At 66.0% G+C, this 17,462-nt stretch carries 18 protein-coding genes; 7 read left to right on the forward strand and 11 right to left on the reverse strand.

Going from position 1 to position 17,462, the window contains the following annotated elements:
• Positions 1-127 precede the first annotated feature (127 nt).
• The 3 genes from BBX35_RS02225 to BBX35_RS02235 all read left to right on the forward strand — a co-directional run bounded on the left by BBX35_RS02225 (position 128) and on the right by BBX35_RS02235 (position 3,195).
• On the forward strand, positions 128-769 hold the full coding sequence (locus BBX35_RS02225) for a CvpA family protein (RefSeq protein WP_067215522.1): 642 nt from the start codon (positions 128-130) through the stop codon (positions 767-769).
• 145 nt (positions 770-914) lie between these two features.
• On the forward strand, positions 915-2,441 hold the full coding sequence (gene purF / locus BBX35_RS02230; RefSeq protein WP_083205972.1) for an amidophosphoribosyltransferase: 1,527 nt from the start codon (positions 915-917) through the stop codon (positions 2,439-2,441).
• A gap of 10 nt (positions 2,442-2,451) precedes the next feature.
• Positions 2,452-3,195, forward strand: a complete 744-nt coding sequence (locus BBX35_RS02235) for an SDR family NAD(P)-dependent oxidoreductase (RefSeq protein WP_067215525.1) — start codon at positions 2,452-2,454, stop codon at positions 3,193-3,195.
• A gap of 106 nt (positions 3,196-3,301) precedes the next feature.
• Here the strand turns inward: BBX35_RS02235 and pssA are convergent, their stop codons facing one another.
• The 9 genes from pssA to cysS form a co-directional block, all read right to left on the reverse strand.
• Complete coding sequence (gene pssA / locus BBX35_RS02240; RefSeq protein ID WP_067215527.1) at positions 3,302-4,201, reverse strand: CDP-diacylglycerol--serine O-phosphatidyltransferase; 900 nt, start codon at positions 4,199-4,201, stop codon at positions 3,302-3,304.
• An 11-nt stretch (positions 4,202-4,212) separates the two neighbouring features.
• The gene (locus tag BBX35_RS02245) at positions 4,213-4,914 is read right to left on the reverse strand and encodes a phosphatidylserine decarboxylase (RefSeq protein WP_067215530.1); all 702 of its coding nucleotides are present in this window, start codon (positions 4,912-4,914) and stop codon (positions 4,213-4,215) included.
• Positions 4,915-5,052: 138 nt separating this feature from the next.
• Positions 5,053-7,002: an ABCB family ABC transporter ATP-binding protein/permease gene (locus tag BBX35_RS02250; RefSeq protein WP_067215533.1), complete on the reverse strand. Its 1,950-nt coding sequence runs from the start codon at positions 7,000-7,002 to the stop codon at positions 5,053-5,055.
• Positions 6,999-7,406 carry an ArsR/SmtB family transcription factor gene (locus tag BBX35_RS02255; RefSeq protein WP_083206099.1) on the reverse strand — a complete coding sequence of 136 codons (408 nt, stop codon included), beginning with the start codon at positions 7,404-7,406 and terminating at the stop codon, positions 6,999-7,001. Before BBX35_RS02255 ends, BBX35_RS02250 begins: the two co-directional genes overlap by 4 nt.
• Positions 7,407-7,489: 83 nt before the next feature.
• Entirely contained in the window at positions 7,490-8,419 is a 930-nt protein-coding gene (rarD, locus tag BBX35_RS02260) for an EamA family transporter RarD (protein ID WP_067215538.1), read from the reverse strand.
• Positions 8,420-8,453: 34 nt separating this feature from the next.
• Complete coding sequence (gene cimA / locus BBX35_RS02265; RefSeq protein WP_067215541.1) at positions 8,454-10,046, reverse strand: citramalate synthase; 1,593 nt, start codon at positions 10,044-10,046, stop codon at positions 8,454-8,456.
• A 66-nt stretch (positions 10,047-10,112) separates the two neighbouring features.
• On the reverse strand, positions 10,113-10,649 hold the full coding sequence (locus BBX35_RS02270) for a GFA family protein (RefSeq protein WP_067215543.1): 537 nt from the start codon (positions 10,647-10,649) through the stop codon (positions 10,113-10,115).
• Positions 10,642-11,016, reverse strand: a complete 375-nt coding sequence (locus tag BBX35_RS02275) for an endonuclease domain-containing protein (RefSeq protein ID WP_067215546.1) — start codon at positions 11,014-11,016, stop codon at positions 10,642-10,644. Before BBX35_RS02275 ends, BBX35_RS02270 begins: the two co-directional genes overlap by 8 nt.
• Positions 11,017-11,277: 261 nt before the next feature.
• Complete coding sequence (gene cysS / locus BBX35_RS02280) at positions 11,278-12,723, reverse strand: cysteine--tRNA ligase (RefSeq protein ID WP_067215548.1); 1,446 nt, start codon at positions 12,721-12,723, stop codon at positions 11,278-11,280.
• A 330-nt stretch (positions 12,724-13,053) separates the two neighbouring features.
• Between cysS and BBX35_RS02285 the strand changes: the two genes are divergently transcribed.
• The 3 genes from BBX35_RS02285 to BBX35_RS02295 all read left to right on the forward strand — a co-directional run bounded on the left by BBX35_RS02285 (position 13,054) and on the right by BBX35_RS02295 (position 15,723).
• Positions 13,054-14,808 (forward strand): L,D-transpeptidase family protein, encoded by a 1,755-nt coding sequence (locus BBX35_RS02285; protein ID WP_083205973.1) that lies wholly within the window; start codon positions 13,054-13,056, stop codon positions 14,806-14,808.
• 155 nt (positions 14,809-14,963) lie between these two features.
• On the forward strand, positions 14,964-15,206 hold the full coding sequence (locus BBX35_RS02290) for a hypothetical protein (protein ID WP_067215551.1): 243 nt from the start codon (positions 14,964-14,966) through the stop codon (positions 15,204-15,206).
• A gap of 169 nt (positions 15,207-15,375) precedes the next feature.
• Positions 15,376-15,723 (forward strand): ArsR/SmtB family transcription factor, encoded by a 348-nt coding sequence (locus tag BBX35_RS02295; protein ID WP_067215554.1) that lies wholly within the window; start codon positions 15,376-15,378, stop codon positions 15,721-15,723.
• 60 nt (positions 15,724-15,783) lie between these two features.
• Here BBX35_RS02295 and BBX35_RS02300 read toward each other — a convergent pair whose 3' ends face one another.
• The gene (locus BBX35_RS02300; RefSeq protein WP_088946051.1) at positions 15,784-16,260 is read right to left on the reverse strand and encodes a CreA family protein; all 477 of its coding nucleotides are present in this window, start codon (positions 16,258-16,260) and stop codon (positions 15,784-15,786) included.
• Between the two features lie 117 nt (positions 16,261-16,377).
• Positions 16,378-16,758, reverse strand: coding sequence for a hypothetical protein (locus BBX35_RS02305; protein WP_067215557.1), 381 nt, complete (start codon positions 16,756-16,758; stop codon positions 16,378-16,380).
• Positions 16,759-16,966: 208 nt separating this feature from the next.
• Between BBX35_RS02305 and BBX35_RS02310 the strand changes: the two genes are divergently transcribed.
• Positions 16,967-17,455 carry a MarR family winged helix-turn-helix transcriptional regulator gene (locus BBX35_RS02310; RefSeq protein ID WP_067215560.1) on the forward strand — a complete coding sequence of 163 codons (489 nt, stop codon included), beginning with the start codon at positions 16,967-16,969 and terminating at the stop codon, positions 17,453-17,455.
• Positions 17,456-17,462 lie beyond the last annotated feature (7 nt).

Below are 17,462 nucleotides of genomic sequence, written 5' to 3' on the forward strand. Positions count from 1 at the left end.
CGGATTTTGCGGCCCGCAGCGTCCCGACGTTGCATGCGCCGGCAAGGCAGTGAACACCGCGCCCGACCCACGCGGAGAACTGGGTCGACAGGGCGTCTCGCGACGCGATCAGGGACCAGGCCGAGCGATGCCGATCACGCTTCTCGACGGAATCCTTCTCGTCATCATGCTCCTGTCGGCCGTCCTGGCCATGATCCGCGGCTTCGTCCGCGAGGTCCTGTCCATCGCCTCCTGGATCGCCGCCGCCGTTGCAGCTTTCTATCTGCATGGCCACGTCGTCCCCTTCGTTCGCCAGTACATCAACAACGACAATGTCGCTCTCGGCGTTGCCGCGGCCTCTGTCTTCCTGGTGACGCTGATCATCGTCAGCTACATCACGATGCGCATTTCCGACTTCGTGCTGGACAGCCGCATCGGCGCGCTCGACCGCACGCTCGGCTTCGTGTTCGGCGCCCTGCGCGGCCTGCTCCTCGTCGTCGTCGCGATGATGTTCTTCAACTGGTTCGTGCCGCAGGACCAGCCTGCCTGGATCGCCACGGCCAAGTCCAAGCCCGTGCTCGACACGATCGGCACCCGGCTGGTGAACGCCCTTCCCGAAAGCCCGGAAAACACCATCCTCAATCGCATCCGCAATCGCTCCGATGGTGCCCCTGCCGGCACCACCGAGACGCCAGCCACATCGGCCCCGGCCGGCGAGGAGCAGGGCTACACCGACAGCGAGCGTCGCGGGATCGAGCAGTTGACGACCTCGGGGTCGTCCACCAACTAAGGCACGTCCGCTGGAACGGACCGCATCATGTGACTGAAAGTGTCGTTGCCATGGACGGACCGCCCCGCGGTGCCGTCCCTGGTGCGTTTTGAAGGCCCGTCCGGCGGACGCCTCCGCCGCCCCCGGGCAACCAGGAGCCAAGGCCATGGCCTACGCCGATAATCACACCGCCCATCACGCAGACAGCCACGGTTCCGACCGCGACGCAGCCGCCAGGGATTTCTGGCGCGAGGAAATCGAAGGCGACCGCCTCCACGAGGAATGCGGCGTGTTCGGCATTCTCGGCCATGACGACGCCGCCGCCATTACCGCGCTCGGCCTGCATGCCCTGCAGCACCGCGGCCAGGAGGCTGCCGGCATTGTCACGTTCGACGGCAACCAGTTCCGCTCCGAGCGTCACCTCGGCCTGGTCGGCGACCACTTTTCGGACGCCGAGACGATCCGCCGGCTGAGCGGGCCCTACGCCATCGGCCATGTGCGCTACTCGACCTCCGGCGAGACCATCCTGCGCAACGTCCAGCCGCTTTTCGCCGAGCTCGACGGCGGCGGCATCGCCGTCTGTCACAACGGCCACTTCACCAACGCGATGACGCTGCGCCGCAAGCTCATCAAGGAAGGCGCCATCTGCCAGTCGACCTCGGATTCCGAAGTCGTGCTCCAGCTCGTCGCCCGCTCGCGCAAGGACAAGATCGTCGACCGCTTCATCGACGCCATCACCCAGATGGAGGGCGCCTATTCGCTGGTCGCCCTGACCCGCAAGAAGCTGATCGGCGCGCGCGATCCCTTCGGCATCCGCCCGCTCGTCCTCGGCGACCTCAACGGCGCGCCGATCTTCGCTTCCGAGACCTGCGCGCTCGACATCATCGGCGCCAAGTTCATCCGCGAAGTGGAGAACGGCGAGGTTGTCGTCTGCACCCCCGGCGGCATCGAGAGCTACTTCCCCTTCGGCCGTCGCCCTGCCCGCCCCTGCATCTTCGAATACATCTACTTCTCCCGCCCGGATTCGATCCTCGGCGGCCGCAGCGTCTACGACGTGCGCAAGGAGTTCGGCCGCCAGCTCGCGATGGAGACCCCGGTCGAGGCGGATGTGATCGTTCCGGTGCCCGATTCCGGCGTCCCGGCAGCGCTCGGCTTCGCCGATGCCTCCGGCATTCCCTTCGAGCTCGGCATCATCCGCAACCACTATGTCGGCCGGACCTTCATCGAGCCGACCCAGCAGATCCGCACCCTCGGCGTCAAGCTGAAGCACTCCGCCAACCGTGCCCAGATCGAGGGCAAGCGCGTGGTGCTGGTCGACGACAGCCTGGTGCGCGGCACCACGTCGCTGAAGATCGTGCAGATGATCCGCGATGCAGGCGCTCGCGAGGTGCACTTCCGCCTCGCCTCCCCGCCGATCCGCTTCTCCGACTATTACGGCATCGACACCCCGGTGCGCGAGAAGCTGCTGGCTGCCAAGTACAGCCTGGAGGAAATGCGCAATTATATCGGTGCGGACACGCTCGCCTTCCTCTCGGTCGACGGCATCTACAAGGCCATCGGCTACGAGGGGCGCAACAACGACGCCCCGCAGTTCACCGACCATTGCTTCACCGGCGACTATCCGACGCCGCTCACCGACATGGCTGAAGACGGGGACGTCACCCACATGCCCCGTCTGGTCGAAGTAGGATAACGGACAGGACATGACGAAACGCTTCGAGGGACGGGTTGCCGTCGTCACCGGCGCCTCCCGCGGCATCGGCTATTTCACTGCCAAGGCGCTGGCGGCCGAGGGAGCGCATGTCATTGCGCTCGCCCGCACGGTCGGCGGCCTGGAGGAACTCGACGACGAGATCCGCTCGGAAGGCGGACAGGCGACGCTGGTTCCGGTCGACCTGACGGACTACGACGCCCTCGACCGGCTGGGTGCGGCCATCCACGAGCGGTGGGGCAAGCTCGACGTCCTTATCGGCAATGCAGGCATTCTCGGCGGCCTGTCACCGCTCGGGCATGTCGCCCCGCGCATCTGGGACAAGGTGATGGCGATCAACGTCACCGCCAACTGGCGACTGATCCGCTCGCTCGATCCCTTGCTGCGCCAGTCGGATGCCGGCCGCGTGCTGTTCCTGTCTTCCGGCGCCGCCCACAAGTGCAAGGCGTTCTGGGGCCCCTATTCGGTCTCGAAGGCCGCACTGGAAGCCCTGGTGCGCACCTACGTCGCCGAGACGGCGCAGACGCGGATCACCGGCATGCTGGTCAACCCCGGCGCCACCCGCACCGCGATGCGGGCCGAGGCGATGCCGGGCGAGGATCCGCAGACCCTGCCGCATCCGTCCGAGGTGGCAGCGTCCCTGCTCGACTTCGTGGCGCCGGACAACACCGCCAACGGCAAGCTGTTCGACTTCCCGTCGAAGGAGCTGCGCGACTTCGTGCAGGTGTCTTCGTAAGCTTCCGCCCACTTCGAGCGACGGCCAAACAAAAAGCCCTGCGTCCATGACGCAGGGCTTTTTCGTGAGGCGATACGCCTTGCCGGAAAGCCGAAGACACCGCGGTTTACGGGGCGTCGTGCTTGTCGTCCTCGCTCAGGTGGTCGAGGTCGGTGTCCTCGTCCTCGGCACCCAGAGCCGTCTCGTCCGGCTCGTCGGTCTCCGGATCGGCCTTGCGATACCGCTCGTACCAATGCCAGGCGAAGGGAATCGACACCAGATAGGCAGCCGCGCCGAGGGCCAGCATCTCGAACGGATAGCTCGCCAGCAACGCCACCAGGAACACAGCCGCCACGAAGAGCGGCAGCACGAGGTCGCGGCGCACGCGCGTGCCGAGCTTCTTGCCCGAGAAGGTCGGCAGGCGGCTGACCATCAGCAACGCGATGGCAACCACATAGAGCGCGACCGCCGGCGCCAGCTCCGGCCAGTGCGGCAGGATACCGACGAACTCTAGATAGACCGGGAAGAGCACGCTCAGGGCACCCGCCGGTGCCGGCACTCCGGTAAAGAAGTTGACCGCCCAGGCCGGCTTGTTCGGGTCGTCTATCGACACGTTGAAGCGGGCAAGCCGGAGCGCCGCCGAGATCGCGAAGATCAGCGCCGCGATCCAGCCGATCGAGCGCACTTCCTGCAGCAGCCAGGAATAGAGGATAAGCGCCGGCGCAACGCCGAAATTGACGAAATCGGCGAGGGAATCGAGCTCGGCTCCGAATTTCGACGTGCCCTTGAGCAGGCGCGCCACCCGCCCGTCCAGCGCGTCCAGCACCGCCGCGATGACGATGGCGCCGATGGCATAGTCCCAGCGCGATTCCAGCGCCATGCGGATGGCGGTGAGACCGGAGCACAGCGCCAGCAGCGTCACCAGGTTCGGCAGGATCAAGCGCAGCGGCACCCGGCGAAAACGCGGGGCGCGGCCGCGCCGGCGGCGCGTCGGGCCTGGGTCGTAGGGGGCGAAGGGTCCGGTCATCCGTACCTCGATCAGCTGACGCGCGTGAGCACGCTGCCGCGCGTCTCGCCGGTGAGTTCCGCCACCACGGTCTCGCCGCCGACCATCGTCTGGCCGACGGCGACCTTCACGCTCGCCTCTTCGGGCAGGTAGACGTCGAGCCGCGAGCCGAAGCGAATCAGGCCGAACCGCTCGCCCGCACCGATGTTCTCGCCTTCGCGCACGAAGCAGACGATGCGCCGCGCGACGAGGCCTGCGATCTGCACCACGCCGATGCGGGTCTCGCCGCTCTCGATGACGAGGCCGTTGCGCTCATTCTCCTCGCTCGCCTTGTCGGATTCGGCGTTGAGGAAGCTGCCGGCGCGATAGGCGACGCGGGTGATGCGCCCCCCATAGGGAGCGCGGTTCACGTGGCAGTTGAAGACATTCATGAAGATGCAGACGCGCATCATCGGCGCGCTGCCGAGGTCGAGCTCCGGCGGCGGCACCGCCTGCCCCACCTGGCAGACCGTCCCGTCGGCGGGCGAGATGACGAGATCGTCGTCTATCGGCGTGACGCGCTGCGGATCGCGGAAGAAATAGGCGACCCAGGCCGTCAGGATCAGGCCGATCCAGAACAGCGGGGTGACGAACCACCCGATGATCAGCGTCGCCGCACCGGCGGCGGCAACAAAGGGCCAGCCCTCGCGATGGATGGGGACGAAGGTCTTGGTGATCGTATCGGTCAGCGACATGGACGGTTCCGTTTATGGCGGCCGGTCGCGGAACGAGAGGTTCCGCAGACAAGGCGAACCCGCCCCTTTTGCACCGGAGCGGGTCGCAAAATCAATCCATGCCGGCATCTTGCGCCCGGCAAGAGGTCTTTCGTCCCCCTATTCGGCAGGCGTCTCCTCGCCCGCACGCGGCCCGCGCACGACGAAGCCTTCACCATCGGCAGTGGCGGCGCGCAGCCGTTCCTCCGCCTCGCTCGCCTCCTGCTGGCGCGCCCACATGGAGGCATAGAGCCCGTCCCTGGCCAGGAGGTCCTGATGCCGGCCACGCTCGACGATCCGGCCCTTCTCCAGCACCAGGATCTCGTCGGCATTGACCACGGTCGACAGGCGGTGGGCGATGACCAGCGTCGTGCGGTTGCGCGAGACCTGGTCGAGCGCCGCCTGGATTTCCCGTTCCGTGTGGGTATCCAGCGCCGAGGTCGCCTCGTCCAGGATCAGGATCGGCGGCGCCTTGAGGATAGTGCGGGCAATCGCCACACGCTGCTTCTCGCCGCCCGACAGCTTCAGCCCGCGCTCGCCCACTTCGGTGCGATAGCCCTCCGGCAACGCCTCGATGAAGTCGGCGATCTGGGCCATGCGCGCCGCTTCGTGCACCTCCGCCTCGCTCGCCTCCGGGCGGCCGTAGCGGATGTTGTAGGCGACCGTGTCGTTGAACAGCACCGTGTCCTGCGGAACCATGCCGGTCGCCCGGCGCAGGCTCTCCTGCGTCACGTCGCGCACGTCCTGCCCGTCGATGGTGATGCGCCCGCCGGTGACGTCGTAGAAGCGAAACAGCAGCCGTGAGATGGTCGACTTGCCCGCCCCCGACGGTCCGACGATGGCGACCGTGCGCCCGGCCGGAACCTCGAAGGCGATACCGCGCAGGATCGGCCGGTCGGCATCGTAGTGGAAGGTGACGTCCTCGAAGCGCACGGTGCCGCCTTGCACGGCGAGCGGCGCAGCGCCCGGCCGGTCGGTGATCTCGGCCGGCTGGCCGAGCAGCTGGAACATCGCCTCCAGATCGGTGAGCCCCTGCCGGATTTCCCGGTAGAGGAAGCCGATGAAGTTCAGCGGGATCGACAGCTGCAGCAGCAGCGCGTTGATCATCACGAAGTCGCCGAGGGTCTGGGTGCCGGCCATCACGGCCCGGGCCGACATCACCATGCAGATCGCCGTGGCGACGCCAAGGATCACCGCCTGGCCGAAGTTGAGCCAGGCCAGCGACGTCCAGGTGCGGGTGGCAGCGCGCTCGTAGCCGGCCATCGAGCGGTCGAAGCGCTCCGCCTCCATCTGCTCGTTGCCGAAATACTTCACCGTCTCGAAGTTCAGCAGGCTGTCGATGGCCTTGGAATTCGCCTCGGTGTCATTGTCGTTCATCTCGCGGCGGATGGTGATGCGCCAGTTCGAGGTCTGCACCGTGAACCAGGTGTAGGCAACGATCATCACCGCGACGACGGCAACGTAGATCCAGCCGAACTGGTACCAGATCACCGCCGCCATCACGCCGAATTCCATCACGGTCGGAATGCCGTTGAGGATCGTGAAGCGGACGATGTTCTCGATGCCCTTCACGCCGCGCTCGATCACCCGCGACAGGCCGCCCGTGCGCCGGGCCAGATGGAAGCGCAGCGACAACGCATGCAGGTGGCGGAAGGTCAGGAACGCCAGCTGGCGCACCGCATGCTGGCCGACGCGGGCGAACAGCGCATCGCGCAGCTGGTTGAAGCCGACGAACAGCACCCGCGCGACATTGTAGGCAATGACCAGCATCACCGGCGCCACCAGCCACGCGGGCAGCACGTCGAGGCCGAGCGTGCCGCCGGCAGCCGACGCATCGCCCTGCTGCAGGGTCAGCGCATCCGTCGCCCACTTGAAGAAATAGGGCGAGAGCACCGTGACGATCTTCGCCACCACCAGCGCCATAACGGCAAGGCCGACACGGGCCTTGAGGTCGGGACGGTCGGACGGCCAGATATACGGCCACAACTGGCCGAGGGTGCGGAAGGTCGAGACCTCGTCCGCCGAGATGCGGGGCGCGGGGCCGGGAACGCCTGAGCGGCGGCTTGTCATTCCGTGTCCTTTCGACAGGCGTCCATGCGTGCAGTGCCCTCGTCCGTCCGCACTGCCTCGCCGCGGCAATGCGCGGCGAAGAGTTCGCACACGGCGCCTTCGACCAGCACCCGTGCACCGGCAGTGAGGCGATAGTGGCAGCAGCGGCCGCTCTCCTCCGCCTCGATCAGGCCGGCCTCGCGCAGGATGGCGAGATGCTGCGAGACGGTGGATTGGGCGAGCGGAAGGCCGCGCACGATATCGCCGCAGACAGCGCCCGAACATGCGGCAAGCGAGGAGACGATCTCCACCCGCACCGGATGCGACAGGGCCTTGAAGATGCGGGCCAGCCGCTCGCCCTCGAGGGCGGCGGACGGCGGGTGCGCCGCTTCGTGAGAAAGCCGCGTGGCGGTTCGGCTCTGCATGGGATGCCCATTCATCGTAATTTACCGATGAATGCCTTCTATCCCTCCCCGTGCCGCCGGGCAAGCGACGGCACGGCTTTTCTTCAGCCGCGCGAGCGCTCGTGCCGGATCAGCGTATCGGTGGTGAAGATTGCCAGCGAGATCCAGATCAGGCCGAAGGTCGCCAGCCGCACCGGCTCCACCTCCTCGCCATACACATAGAGCGCCAGCAGGAACTGGATGCTCGGCGCGATATACTGCATCAGCCCTACTGCGGTCAGAGACAGCCGCCTTGCGCCGGCCGCGAACAGCGCCAGAGGCACGGCCGTCACCACGCCGGTGCCCAGCAGCAGCAAGAACAGGCCCGGCCGGTCGATGGGCCACACGTCCGCCATTGCCTCGCTCCCGCCGGAAACACCGGCATAGACGAGATAGGCCAGGGCAAAGGGTGCCAGCACGATCGCCTCGACCATCAGGCCGGGCGAGGCCCCCACTGCCACCGTCTTGCGCAAGTAACCGTAGGTGCCGAAGGAGAAGGCCAGCGCCATGGAAACCCAGGGGAACCCGCCGAGCGCGATCGCCTGGACCGCAACGGCGATGCTCGCCAGCACGATGGCCACCGTCTGCCAGCGGCTCAGCGTCTCCTTGAGCACGACAAGCCCGATGGCGACCGAAACCAGCGGATTGGCGAAATAGCCGAAGCTGACCTCCAGGATACGGCCGCGCTCCACCGCCCAGATGAACACCAGCCAGTTGATTGAGATCACCGTCGCCGACAGCGCCAGCTTGGACAGCGTCGCCGGATCACGCAGGATCGCCCCCACCTCGCCCAGCTTGCCGCGCAGCCCCAGGAAGATCGCCAGGAACATCACCGACCAGAGGATCCGGTGGGCGACCACCAGATCCGCCGGGATCGCCGCGGTCCACTTGTAATAGGCCGGAAGGAAGCCCCACAGCAGGAAAGCCGAGAGGGCGAAGGCAAGTCCGAGGCGCCGCTCGGCATCGGCCGCCGCGGCTGTCGGTTGGGAGGTCATGATCGCGTGGTCCGCTGGGCTGCGAGGCTGCCCGTCAGAGCCCGGCCTTCAGCAGCGTATAGGTGTGGGAATCGATGAGCGCCTGAAACGACGCATCGACGATATTGCCCGAAACGCCGATCGTGAACCAGCGTTTGTGCGTCCTCTTGTTGTAGCTCTCGATCAGCACGCGCGTGACGGCATCCGTGCCCCCGTTGAGGATACGCACCTTGAAGTCGGTCAGTTCCATCTCGTCGATGACCGACTGGAAGCGCCCCAGGTCCTTGCGCAGGGCCGTGTCCAGCGCGTTGACCGGGCCGTTGCCCTCTCCCACCGACATGTGCGTCTCGCCGTCGATGTCGATCTTCACCACCGCCTCGGACACGGTGACCAGCTCGCCGATGGCGTTGAAGCGGCGCTCGACCATCACTCGGAACGAATGCACGTCGAAATAGCGCGGCACCTCGCCGAGCCTGCGGCGCGCCAGCAGCTCGAACGAGGCATCCGCCGCCTCATAGGCATAGCCCTGCGCCTCGCGCTCCTTGACGTCCGCCAGCAGTGTGTCGAGCCGCGGGTCGGCCTTGTCGACGGCGATGCCGAGCCGCGCCAGCTCGCCGATCAGGTTCGACTTGCCGGCCTGGTCGGACACCAGAACCCGGCGCCGGTTGCCGACAGTCTCCGGCGGCACATGCTCGTAGGTCTCCGGCTCCTTCAGGATCGCCGAGGCATGGATGCCGGCCTTGGTGGCAAAGGCGTTCTCGCCGACATAGGGCGCGTGCCGGTCCGGCGAGCGGTTGATGATCTCGTCAAAGGCGCGCGAGATCGGCGTGATATCGGCCAGCGCCTCGGCACTCACGCCCAGCTCGAAGCGGTCCTTGTAGGGCGACTTGAGCATCAGGGTCGGGACGAGCGTGATCAGGTTGGCGTTGCCGCAGCGCTCGCCGATGCCGTTGAGCGTGCCCTGGATCTGGCGCACGCCGGCCGCAACGGCCGCCAGCGAGTTGGCGACCGCGTGCCCCGTGTCGTCATGGGCGTGAATGCCCAGATGCGCGCCGGGCACATGCGCGGTGACCTTCCCGACGATCTCCATGACCTCGGAGGGCAACGTACCGCCATTGGTGTCGCACAGCACCACCCAGCGCGCGCCGGCCTCATAAGCGGTTTTCGCACAGGTCAGGGCATAGTCCGGGTTCGCCTTGTAGCCGTCGAAGAAATGCTCGCAGTCGATCATCGCTTCGCGGCCGCTCTCCACTACCGCCTCGACGCTGTCGCGGATCGACTCAAGGTTCTCCTCGTTGGTGCAGCCCAGCGCCACGCGGACATGATAGTCCCAGCTCTTGGCGACAAGGCACACGGCCTCCGCCGCCGAGCCGAGAACCATCTGCAGGCCGGGGTCGTTCGCCGCCGAGCGCCCGGCCCGCTTGGTCATGCCGAAGGCGGTGAAGGTCGCCGCCGTCGTGCGCTTCGCCTCGAAGAAGGCCGTGTCCGTCGGATTGGCGCCGGGATAGCCGCCCTCCACATAGTCGACGCCCAAGCGGTCCAGCAGCTCCGCAATCACGATCTTCTCCTCCACCGAGAAGTCGATGCCGGCCGTCTGCGCTCCATCGCGCAGCGTCGTGTCGAACAGGTAGAGGCGTTCGCGTGTCATGGTCTGGTCCTTGGGGTCGCCGGCCTTTGCGGCCGGTCGTTCGTGGATGGGATCCGGCTGTGCCGGTCAGGTCTTCCTGGCTGGCAGGTGAGAGGGAGTGTTCGTCCAGGCATCCTGTGGCCACTCGTCGGGCGGCCAGCTCTCCGTTTCCTGGTCGGGATGCTGGTTGGAGCGGATGGAGGCGAGGAACGAGGCCGCCTCGAGGTCGTCCAGCGTGTCGCGTTCGGGCAGCGCCGAGACGGTGTCGACATAGGGCAGCTTCGCCTCCACGCCGAACTGGATCGTCGGGGCAATCTCTTCCGGATGGTCGAAGGCACCGATCGCCAGCGCCAGCTTGTCGCCCGGCTCCTCATAGGTGAGCGGCGTCCCGCAGGACGGACAGAAGCCGCGGGTCACGTGGTTGGAGGAGCGGAAGCGCGCCGGCTCCCCACGCGTCCAGGTGAGTTGCGGGCGCTCGACCGCCACCAACGGCGCATAGAACCCGCCGAAGGCCTTCTGGCACATGCGGCAATGGCAGATCGAGGCATTGCCCAGCGCCCCCTCGACACGGAAGCGGATCGCCCCGCACTGGCATCCGCCGGTATGAACTATCGGATCAGTCATTTGCTTTCTCCTCCGCGCATACTTCCAGGATCTTCATGCAAACCCCATCGAGCTCCGTCATGACATCTGGATTCCAGAACCGCAGAACCTTCCATCCCAGCCCGGCAAGCGTTTCGTCTCGCAACCGGTCGGCACGTGCTTCACGAGCCTCCCCATGCTGGGAACCATCCAGTTCGACGACAAGGCGGTGAGCCGGGGCCGCGAAATCGACGATATAGCCAGCGATTGGCATCTGGCGACGAAAGGAAATTCCCTCGAGGCGATGTCCCCGCAATGCGCGCCAGAGCTTTCTCTCCGCCTCGGTCATGTCCCGGCGAAGTGACTTGGCGTTACCGCGCAGTGCTTTGGCGACCTCGTGATGCGGCATCTTTCAGGACCGTCCCTCATGCTGCCGCAAAACAACACCCCGGGTTATCTCGCCGGGACGTCGCCGCGAGTCCCACTCTCCCCCCTTGAGGGGGAGATGTCTCCGCAGGAGACAGAGGGGGGTGACAGAACTTCCCTCAAAACCCGTGCGTGCAATCGTAGAACCCCCTACCCCCCCTCTGCCGGCTTTGCCGGCATCTCCCCCTCAAGGGGGGAGAATGGCGCGAGGCGCTGCCGGGGAGCACCGAACGAGCCGTCATGATCACTGCGCCAGCTCCCAGGTCGTCACGCGCTTGCCGGTTGCTGGGTCCTTGCCGTCCTTCAGCACGACGCCGGCGTCCGCCAGTTCCGCGCGGATGCGGTCGGCCTTTCCCCAGTCCTTCGCTTCGATGAAGGCAAGGCGCTCGGCGATGCGCGCGTCCACCTTCGCCATCAATTCGGGATCGGCAGCCGCTTCCTGGACCGCCTCGACGGCCGCGCGGATCTCGGCAAGGTCGAAGCCGAGGAAGCCCAGCGCATCGGCGAGCACCTGCGCTGCGGCCGCATCTCCGCCGCGAGCCTCGCGGGCAAGCCCGTGCAGCGCGGCAATGGCCCGCGGCGTGTTGAGGTCGTCGCACAGCGCTTCCACCAGCGCTTCCGGCGGCTGCGCATCCGCCGACGGATGCACGCCCGCACGGTTGATCAGATCGTCCCAGCGCTGCAGCAGCCCTTCGGCCTCTTCCAGCGCCTTCTCGGTGAAGTCGAGCGGCTGGCGATACTGCGTCATCAGGAGGACGAGCCGGATGGCCATGCCCGGCCAGCGACGACCGCCCACCTTCTCGGTCTCCAGCAGGTCATGCAGGGTGATGAAGTTGCCGAGCGACTTCGACATCTTCTCGCCTTCCACCTGCAGGAAGCCGTTGTGCAACCAGTAGCGCGCCATCAGCTTGGTGCCATGGGCGCAGCAGGACTGGGCGATCTCGTTCTCGTGATGCGGGAAGATCAGGTCGAGCCCGCCGCCGTGAATGTCGAAGACGGCTCCCAGGTGATGAGCACTCATCACCGAGCACTCGATATGCCAGCCCGGGCGCCCGCGCCCCCACGGGCTGTCCCAGCCCGGCTCCTCGGCGGACGAGAGCTTCCATAGCACGAAGTCGCCGGGGTTCTTCTTGTGGGCGTCGACCGCGATCCGCGCGCCGGCCTTCTGGTCTTCCAGATTGCGCTTGGAGAGTTCGCCATAGGCCGGCATCGAGCCGGTATCGAACAACACCTCGCCTTCCGCCTCGTAGGCATGGCCCTTGGCGATCAGCGTGCCGATCATCTCGATCATTCCGCCGATATGGGCGGTGGCGCGCGGCTCATGCGTCGGCGACAGGCAGCCCAGCGCCTTCACGTCCGCATGGAACTGATCCGCCGTCTTGCCCGTTACCTTCGCGATCGCATCGTTGAGCGGGAGGTCGGGATAGTCGCGCAGGGCACGCGCGTTGATCTTGTCGTCCACGTCGGTGATGTTCCGAACATAGGTGACGTGATCCTGACCGTAGAGATGGCGCAGCAGGCGGAACAGCACGTCGAACACGACGACCGGCCGGGCGTTGCCGATATGGGCATAGTCGTAGACCGTCGGCCCGCACACATACATGCGCACGTTCCCGGCATCCTCAGGCTCGAAGTCTTCCTTCGCCCGGGTCAGCGTGTTGGTCAGTTTCAATCGATGAGCGGAAAGCATGATCGGTCGTCTCCTGGCCGGCTGGCCGGGGCGTCCGTCTCATCTCCCTTGCCGGAGAGCTTCACGCATGAGGGGAACGGCCACAGCCAGCTTTGTCGCTAGCTGCAAATAATGAGAATCGAAATGGTCTTCCGATGGGCCGTGCACATGGCAAGTGTTCTGACCCGTTTGCCTGGCTTGGTCAAGCGGCAAAAGGCGGTTTGCCGCGCGTCGCAGCGGCTTTTCGCTGGCGTTCGCCGCGTGTCCTGCATCACACTGGCCTTGAGGAGACTCCGTCATATTAGGGCTTAGGCTCCACCGTATGATGGAGGTCATTTGTGGGAGAAAATCATGAGCCCTTTCGCCTGTAAGCCGGACTGTAAGCCGGACCGTCGGCCGGCTGCGGTCGCGCGCATCGCCGGTGTGGTCCCGGCCCTCGCCCTTGCCGTTCTGCTGTCGGGTACGGCCGTGCCTGCGTTCGCGCAATCGGCGATGCCGGTCGAAAGCGCTCCGATGGACAGCGTGCAGGTGGGAGAAGCGCATCTGCCGACCGATCCGCTCGCCATGGCGATTGCCCGCGAGCTGTCGGTGAACACGACCGTGATGCTGAACGCCTCCGCCAATGCGGGCGACGAGGAAGAGCTGGAGCTCGGCATCCAGGGCTATTACGAAAACCGGGTGTACCAGCCGCTCTGGGTCAGCGACCAGGGGCTCAATCCCCATGGCGAGTTGCTGATCTCGGCGTTCGAGAAGGCCGGCGACCACGCGCTCGATCCTGCCGACTATGCCCCCGACCGGCTGCGCCAGCTGGCGAGTGCCGCCACGGATACCGACGGCCTCGCGCAGCTGGAAGTCGCGATCTCCAACACCTTCGTCACCTATGCCAACCATCTCACGGCGGGCCGGGTGAAGCCCAACGAGGTCAACCGCTCGCTGAACCTCTTCCCCAAGGCGCCGGACCCGGCCGTCCTGCTGGAGTTCGTCGACACCTCCGAGGACTTCGCCTCCGCCATCGACGGCCTGTCGCCCAACACGCCCAACTATGCGCGGCTGAAGACGGCACTTGCCGACTACCGCGCCAAGGAGGCCGCCGGCGGCTTCACCGTTGTTCCCGAGGGCGAGACGCTGAAGCCGGGCATGACCGACACCCGGGCGGAAGTGCTGCGTACACGTCTGGCCCAGCAGGACCTCTTCACCCCCGGCAGCCATTCGGGCGACGTCTACGACGGCGCGCTGGTCGAGGCGGTGAAGCTGTTCCAGGAGCGGCACGGCCTGGAGGTAGACGGCGTCATCGGCAAGAACACTCTTGCCGAGATCAACGTGCCGATCTCCACGCGCATCGATCAGATGGAGCTGAACATGGAGCGCCGGCGCTGGATGCCGGACGATCTCGGCCCGCGCTACGTCTTCGTCAACCTGGCGGACCAGAACCTGAAGGTGGTGGAGGACGACAAGACCGTCCACACGACCCGCGTGGTGGTCGGCAAGCCGTATCACGCCACTCCGGTCTTCTCCGACGAGATGACCTATGCGGAGGTGAACCCCTACTGGACGGTGCCCTACTCCATCGCCACGACCGAGTATCTGCCGATGCTCCAGCGCGATCCCGGTTCGCTGCTGGCGAAGAACATCCGCGTCTTCTCCGGCAATCGCGAGATCGACCCGTGGTCGGTCGCCTGGGGCTCCTACAGCCGCTCCACCTTCCCCTTCACGCTGCGCCAGGATCCGGGCGAGGGCAACGCGCTCGGCCGCATCAAATTCATGTTCCCGAACAAGTTCAACATCTACATCCACGACACGCCGTCGAAGTCGCTGTTCGACCGGGCCCAGCGCTCGTTCAGCCACGGCTGCATCCGCGCCGAGGATCCGTTCGACCTCGGCCAGGCGCTGCTCGGCTCCGACGGGTGGACGAAGGACAAGCTGGAGGCGGTTCGCAACAGCGGAGAGCGGCGGGTGATCAAGCTGTCGAAGCCGATGCCGGTTCACCTCACCTATCTGACCGCCTGGGTGAACAAGGACGGCTCGGTGCATTTCCGCCGCGACATCTACGATCGAGACAAGGTGCTGGCCAAGGCGATCGCCCGGCTGCGGCCCGCCAATCTCTGAGGGCCCCTCGCCCGCACAAACATTAAGGGCGCCGCCTCGCAAGGGCGGCGCCTTTACCATTCTGAACGGCACATAAAGGCGCGTCTCAGCACGGGTTCACGCGCGACATTGCATGATCGGCACAGTTCAAGGCCCAGCGTATCGGAGCCCGTGCCATGCAGACGACCTTCTCGACCCGCTCTCCCCGCGCCCGTGGCGCCCTCATCCGCCAGCTCGTTGCCGCATCCCTGTTCGGCGCGCTGATGCTGGCTCCCGTTGCGGGATTCGTTTTTGCCACGGACTTCGGCGCGCGCAGCCACGAAACCCTCGCCTTCAATGCCCATTCGGTGTGCAGAAGCGGCGAAATCGGCTGCAATGTTAACTCTCCGGCTCAGAGTTCGACTTTTAGCAATCGCTGATATCTTGCGCGGAAAGAATTGTTCCACTCTAATGCCGCGACTTCGAATTGCAGACGGTCAGCGCTCTCCCACAGGAGAGCGTCGCTCCGTTGCGGCTCGAGGCCGGTGTGTTGTGCAGGCGGGAAATCGGGATCTCGCCATGCGCCCACGGCATTCGGGAAGGACAGAAATGATTGATGCGCTTCAGGGGAAGGCCGAGGACGCGGCGAGCTTTCTCAAGATGCTCGCCTCCGCGCCGCGCCTCATGCTGTTGTGCCACATGGCCAACGGCGAAACCAATGTCGGACAGCTTGCCGATCTCACCGGCATGCGCATGCCGACCGTCTCGCAGCAGCTCGCCCTGCTCAGGGCGCAAGGACTCGTGCGGACCCGGCGCGAGGGAACGACGATCTATTACAGCCTGGATAGCGAGATCGCCCAGGACGTACTGGCGCTGCTGCAGAAGCACTTCTGCCCGCCGGAGGCGATGGCACGCGGAAGCAGCGGCAAGAAACTGGAAACAAGCAGCGTCGATTGAGAGGCGGCGCGGCACCGAACGGGGCCGCGCGCGTTTCGCATGTCCAAAAGGCCGGGACGATCAGTCGTCCAGCCAGTCCGCACAGCGCGGCGCATCCGCCTCGCCCCAGGGCATGATCGGCACGGTCGAGGTCGAGTTCTTCGGGCTGCCTTCGATGATCTTGTCGGAATAGACGAGATAGACCAGCACGTTGCGCTTGGCGTCGCAGCCTCGGACGATCCGCATCTTCTTGAACAGGAAGGAGCGGCGCTGGCGGAACATCTCCTCGCCCTGCTCGAACTTCTCCTTGAAGGTCACCGGCCCCACCTGGCGGCAGGCGAGCGAGATGTCGGACACTTCCTCGGCAACGCCGAGCCAGCCCGACACGCCCCCCTTTTCCGGCACCGTGAAGTGACAGGCCACGCCCTCGACCAGCGGGTCGTCGACCGCATAGGTCGCCAGCTTGTGGTCCGGCGTCAGGAACTTCCAGACCGTCGACTTCTTGAAGATCAGGTCGGGCTCGTCGGCCGACAGGGCCGGCTGCGCCAGCGCCGCCATGCTGGCGAAGGCAAGAACGGCGGCACGCAGAAAGGATTTCATCGTCTCGGTCTCCCGGTCTGTTCGATCCGCATATGGGTCGCGGTCCGAAGCCGCGCAAGCGCGACGCCCGCAGCCTCAGATGAACAGCTTGCCCAGATGAACGGCCGCGACAAGCGGGGACGGCGTCGACGAGAGCGCCAGTGCGCCGAGGCTCAGCAGGCCGAGCAAGAGATTGGCGCCGGCAATCCAGCGCTCGCCGGCCTTCGCCGCCATCCGCCAGCACAGGCCATGGGTCGCGACGACGAGCACGGCCAGGACGCCGGCGGCAAGCATGCCCTGGGCGTCCTGTACCCCGGCGTGAAACAGTCCCATCGGCAGGAACGCACCGGCCAGCGGCAGCAGCAGCACATGGTTGAGCACGGTCCATACCAGTGCCGGGCTTTGCGGTTTCGGCGTCGCACCGGCCGTCTTGTCGGATACCTGAGCGGTTTGCGTCCGTCCTGCCGTCTTCGCCATCCTGCCGGTCATCCTGTTGTGAAACTGGTCGCGTTGCCCCCCGCCTGACTGGCACGCCGAGCCTTTCGCTGCAAGGCAATCCGTCGGAACTCGATGTCGCACCTTGCCGGGCTCGCGGCAATGGTTAGAATTGAAACGATACATGCGATTATTGCCGCTGCCGTCCGGGCATCTCTGTCGCCCGGCGACAGCCAAAAGCGAGCATTTCATGAGCAACGATCACGGGCCTCTCGAGCTGGAGGGGTTTCTCCCTTATCGGCTCAATGTGCTTGCCGAAACCGTCAGCCAGTCGCTGGCCGGCATCTACCGGCGTCGCTATGCGATCAGCGTGCCGGAGTGGCGGATCATGGCAACCCTCGGCCAGTTCGGCACGATGACCGCCAAGGACATCGGCGAGCACAGCCACATGCACAAGACGAAGGTCTCGCGCGCCGTGGCCAGCCTTGAACATCGCGATTTCCTCCAGCGGACCGCGAACACCCGCGACATGCGCGAGAGCTTTCTCCAGCTCACCGAAAAGGGTATGGGCGCCTATCGCAAGCTTGTCCCGGAGGCACACCGCTTCATCGAGGCTCTGATCGCGCCCATAGCCCCCGTCGACCGGGAAGTGTTCGACCGGGTGTTGGAGCAATTGGCCCGGCGCGCGATGGAATTGAGCGCGGAGCTCGACGGGCCGGATGCGCCCGCCGAGGGTTAGGTGCGAG

It is taken from the genome of Stappia indica (assembly GCF_001696535.1).
GTDB classification, from domain to species: Bacteria; Pseudomonadota; Alphaproteobacteria; order Rhizobiales; family Stappiaceae; genus Stappia; species Stappia indica.

Coding starts and splice junctions, on each gene's coding strand:
- BBX35_RS02250 (WP_067215533.1), bottom strand. CDS start 7,002: ATGACAAGCCGCCGCTCAGGCGTTCCCGGCCCCGCGCCCCGCATCTCG.
- BBX35_RS02295 (WP_067215554.1), top strand. CDS start 15,376: ATGATTGATGCGCTTCAGGGGAAGGCCGAGGACGCGGCGAGCTTTCTC.
- BBX35_RS02225 (WP_067215522.1), top strand. CDS start 128: ATGCCGATCACGCTTCTCGACGGAATCCTTCTCGTCATCATGCTCCTG.
- BBX35_RS02255 (WP_083206099.1), bottom strand. CDS start 7,406: ATGCAGAGCCGAACCGCCACGCGGCTTTCTCACGAAGCGGCGCACCCG.
- BBX35_RS02305 (WP_067215557.1), bottom strand. CDS start 16,758: ATGGCGAAGACGGCAGGACGGACGCAAACCGCTCAGGTATCCGACAAG.
- BBX35_RS02270 (WP_067215543.1), bottom strand. CDS start 10,649: ATGACTGATCCGATAGTTCATACCGGCGGATGCCAGTGCGGGGCGATC.
- BBX35_RS02290 (WP_067215551.1), top strand. CDS start 14,964: ATGCAGACGACCTTCTCGACCCGCTCTCCCCGCGCCCGTGGCGCCCTC.
- pssA (WP_067215527.1), bottom strand. CDS start 4,201: ATGACCGGACCCTTCGCCCCCTACGACCCAGGCCCGACGCGCCGCCGG.
- BBX35_RS02310 (WP_067215560.1), top strand. CDS start 16,967: ATGAGCAACGATCACGGGCCTCTCGAGCTGGAGGGGTTTCTCCCTTAT.
- cysS (WP_067215548.1), bottom strand. CDS start 12,723: ATGCTTTCCGCTCATCGATTGAAACTGACCAACACGCTGACCCGGGCG.
- BBX35_RS02285 (WP_083205973.1), top strand. CDS start 13,054: ATGAGCCCTTTCGCCTGTAAGCCGGACTGTAAGCCGGACCGTCGGCCG.
- BBX35_RS02275 (WP_067215546.1), bottom strand. CDS start 11,016: ATGCCGCATCACGAGGTCGCCAAAGCACTGCGCGGTAACGCCAAGTCA.
- BBX35_RS02245 (WP_067215530.1), bottom strand. CDS start 4,914: ATGTCGCTGACCGATACGATCACCAAGACCTTCGTCCCCATCCATCGC.
- rarD (WP_067215538.1), bottom strand. CDS start 8,419: ATGACCTCCCAACCGACAGCCGCGGCGGCCGATGCCGAGCGGCGCCTC.
- cimA (WP_067215541.1), bottom strand. CDS start 10,046: ATGACACGCGAACGCCTCTACCTGTTCGACACGACGCTGCGCGATGGA.
- BBX35_RS02235 (WP_067215525.1), top strand. CDS start 2,452: ATGACGAAACGCTTCGAGGGACGGGTTGCCGTCGTCACCGGCGCCTCC.
- purF (WP_083205972.1), top strand. CDS start 915: ATGGCCTACGCCGATAATCACACCGCCCATCACGCAGACAGCCACGGT.
- BBX35_RS02300 (WP_088946051.1), bottom strand. CDS start 16,260: ATGGCGGCGCTGGCGCAGCCGGCCCTGTCGGCCGACGAGCCCGACCTG.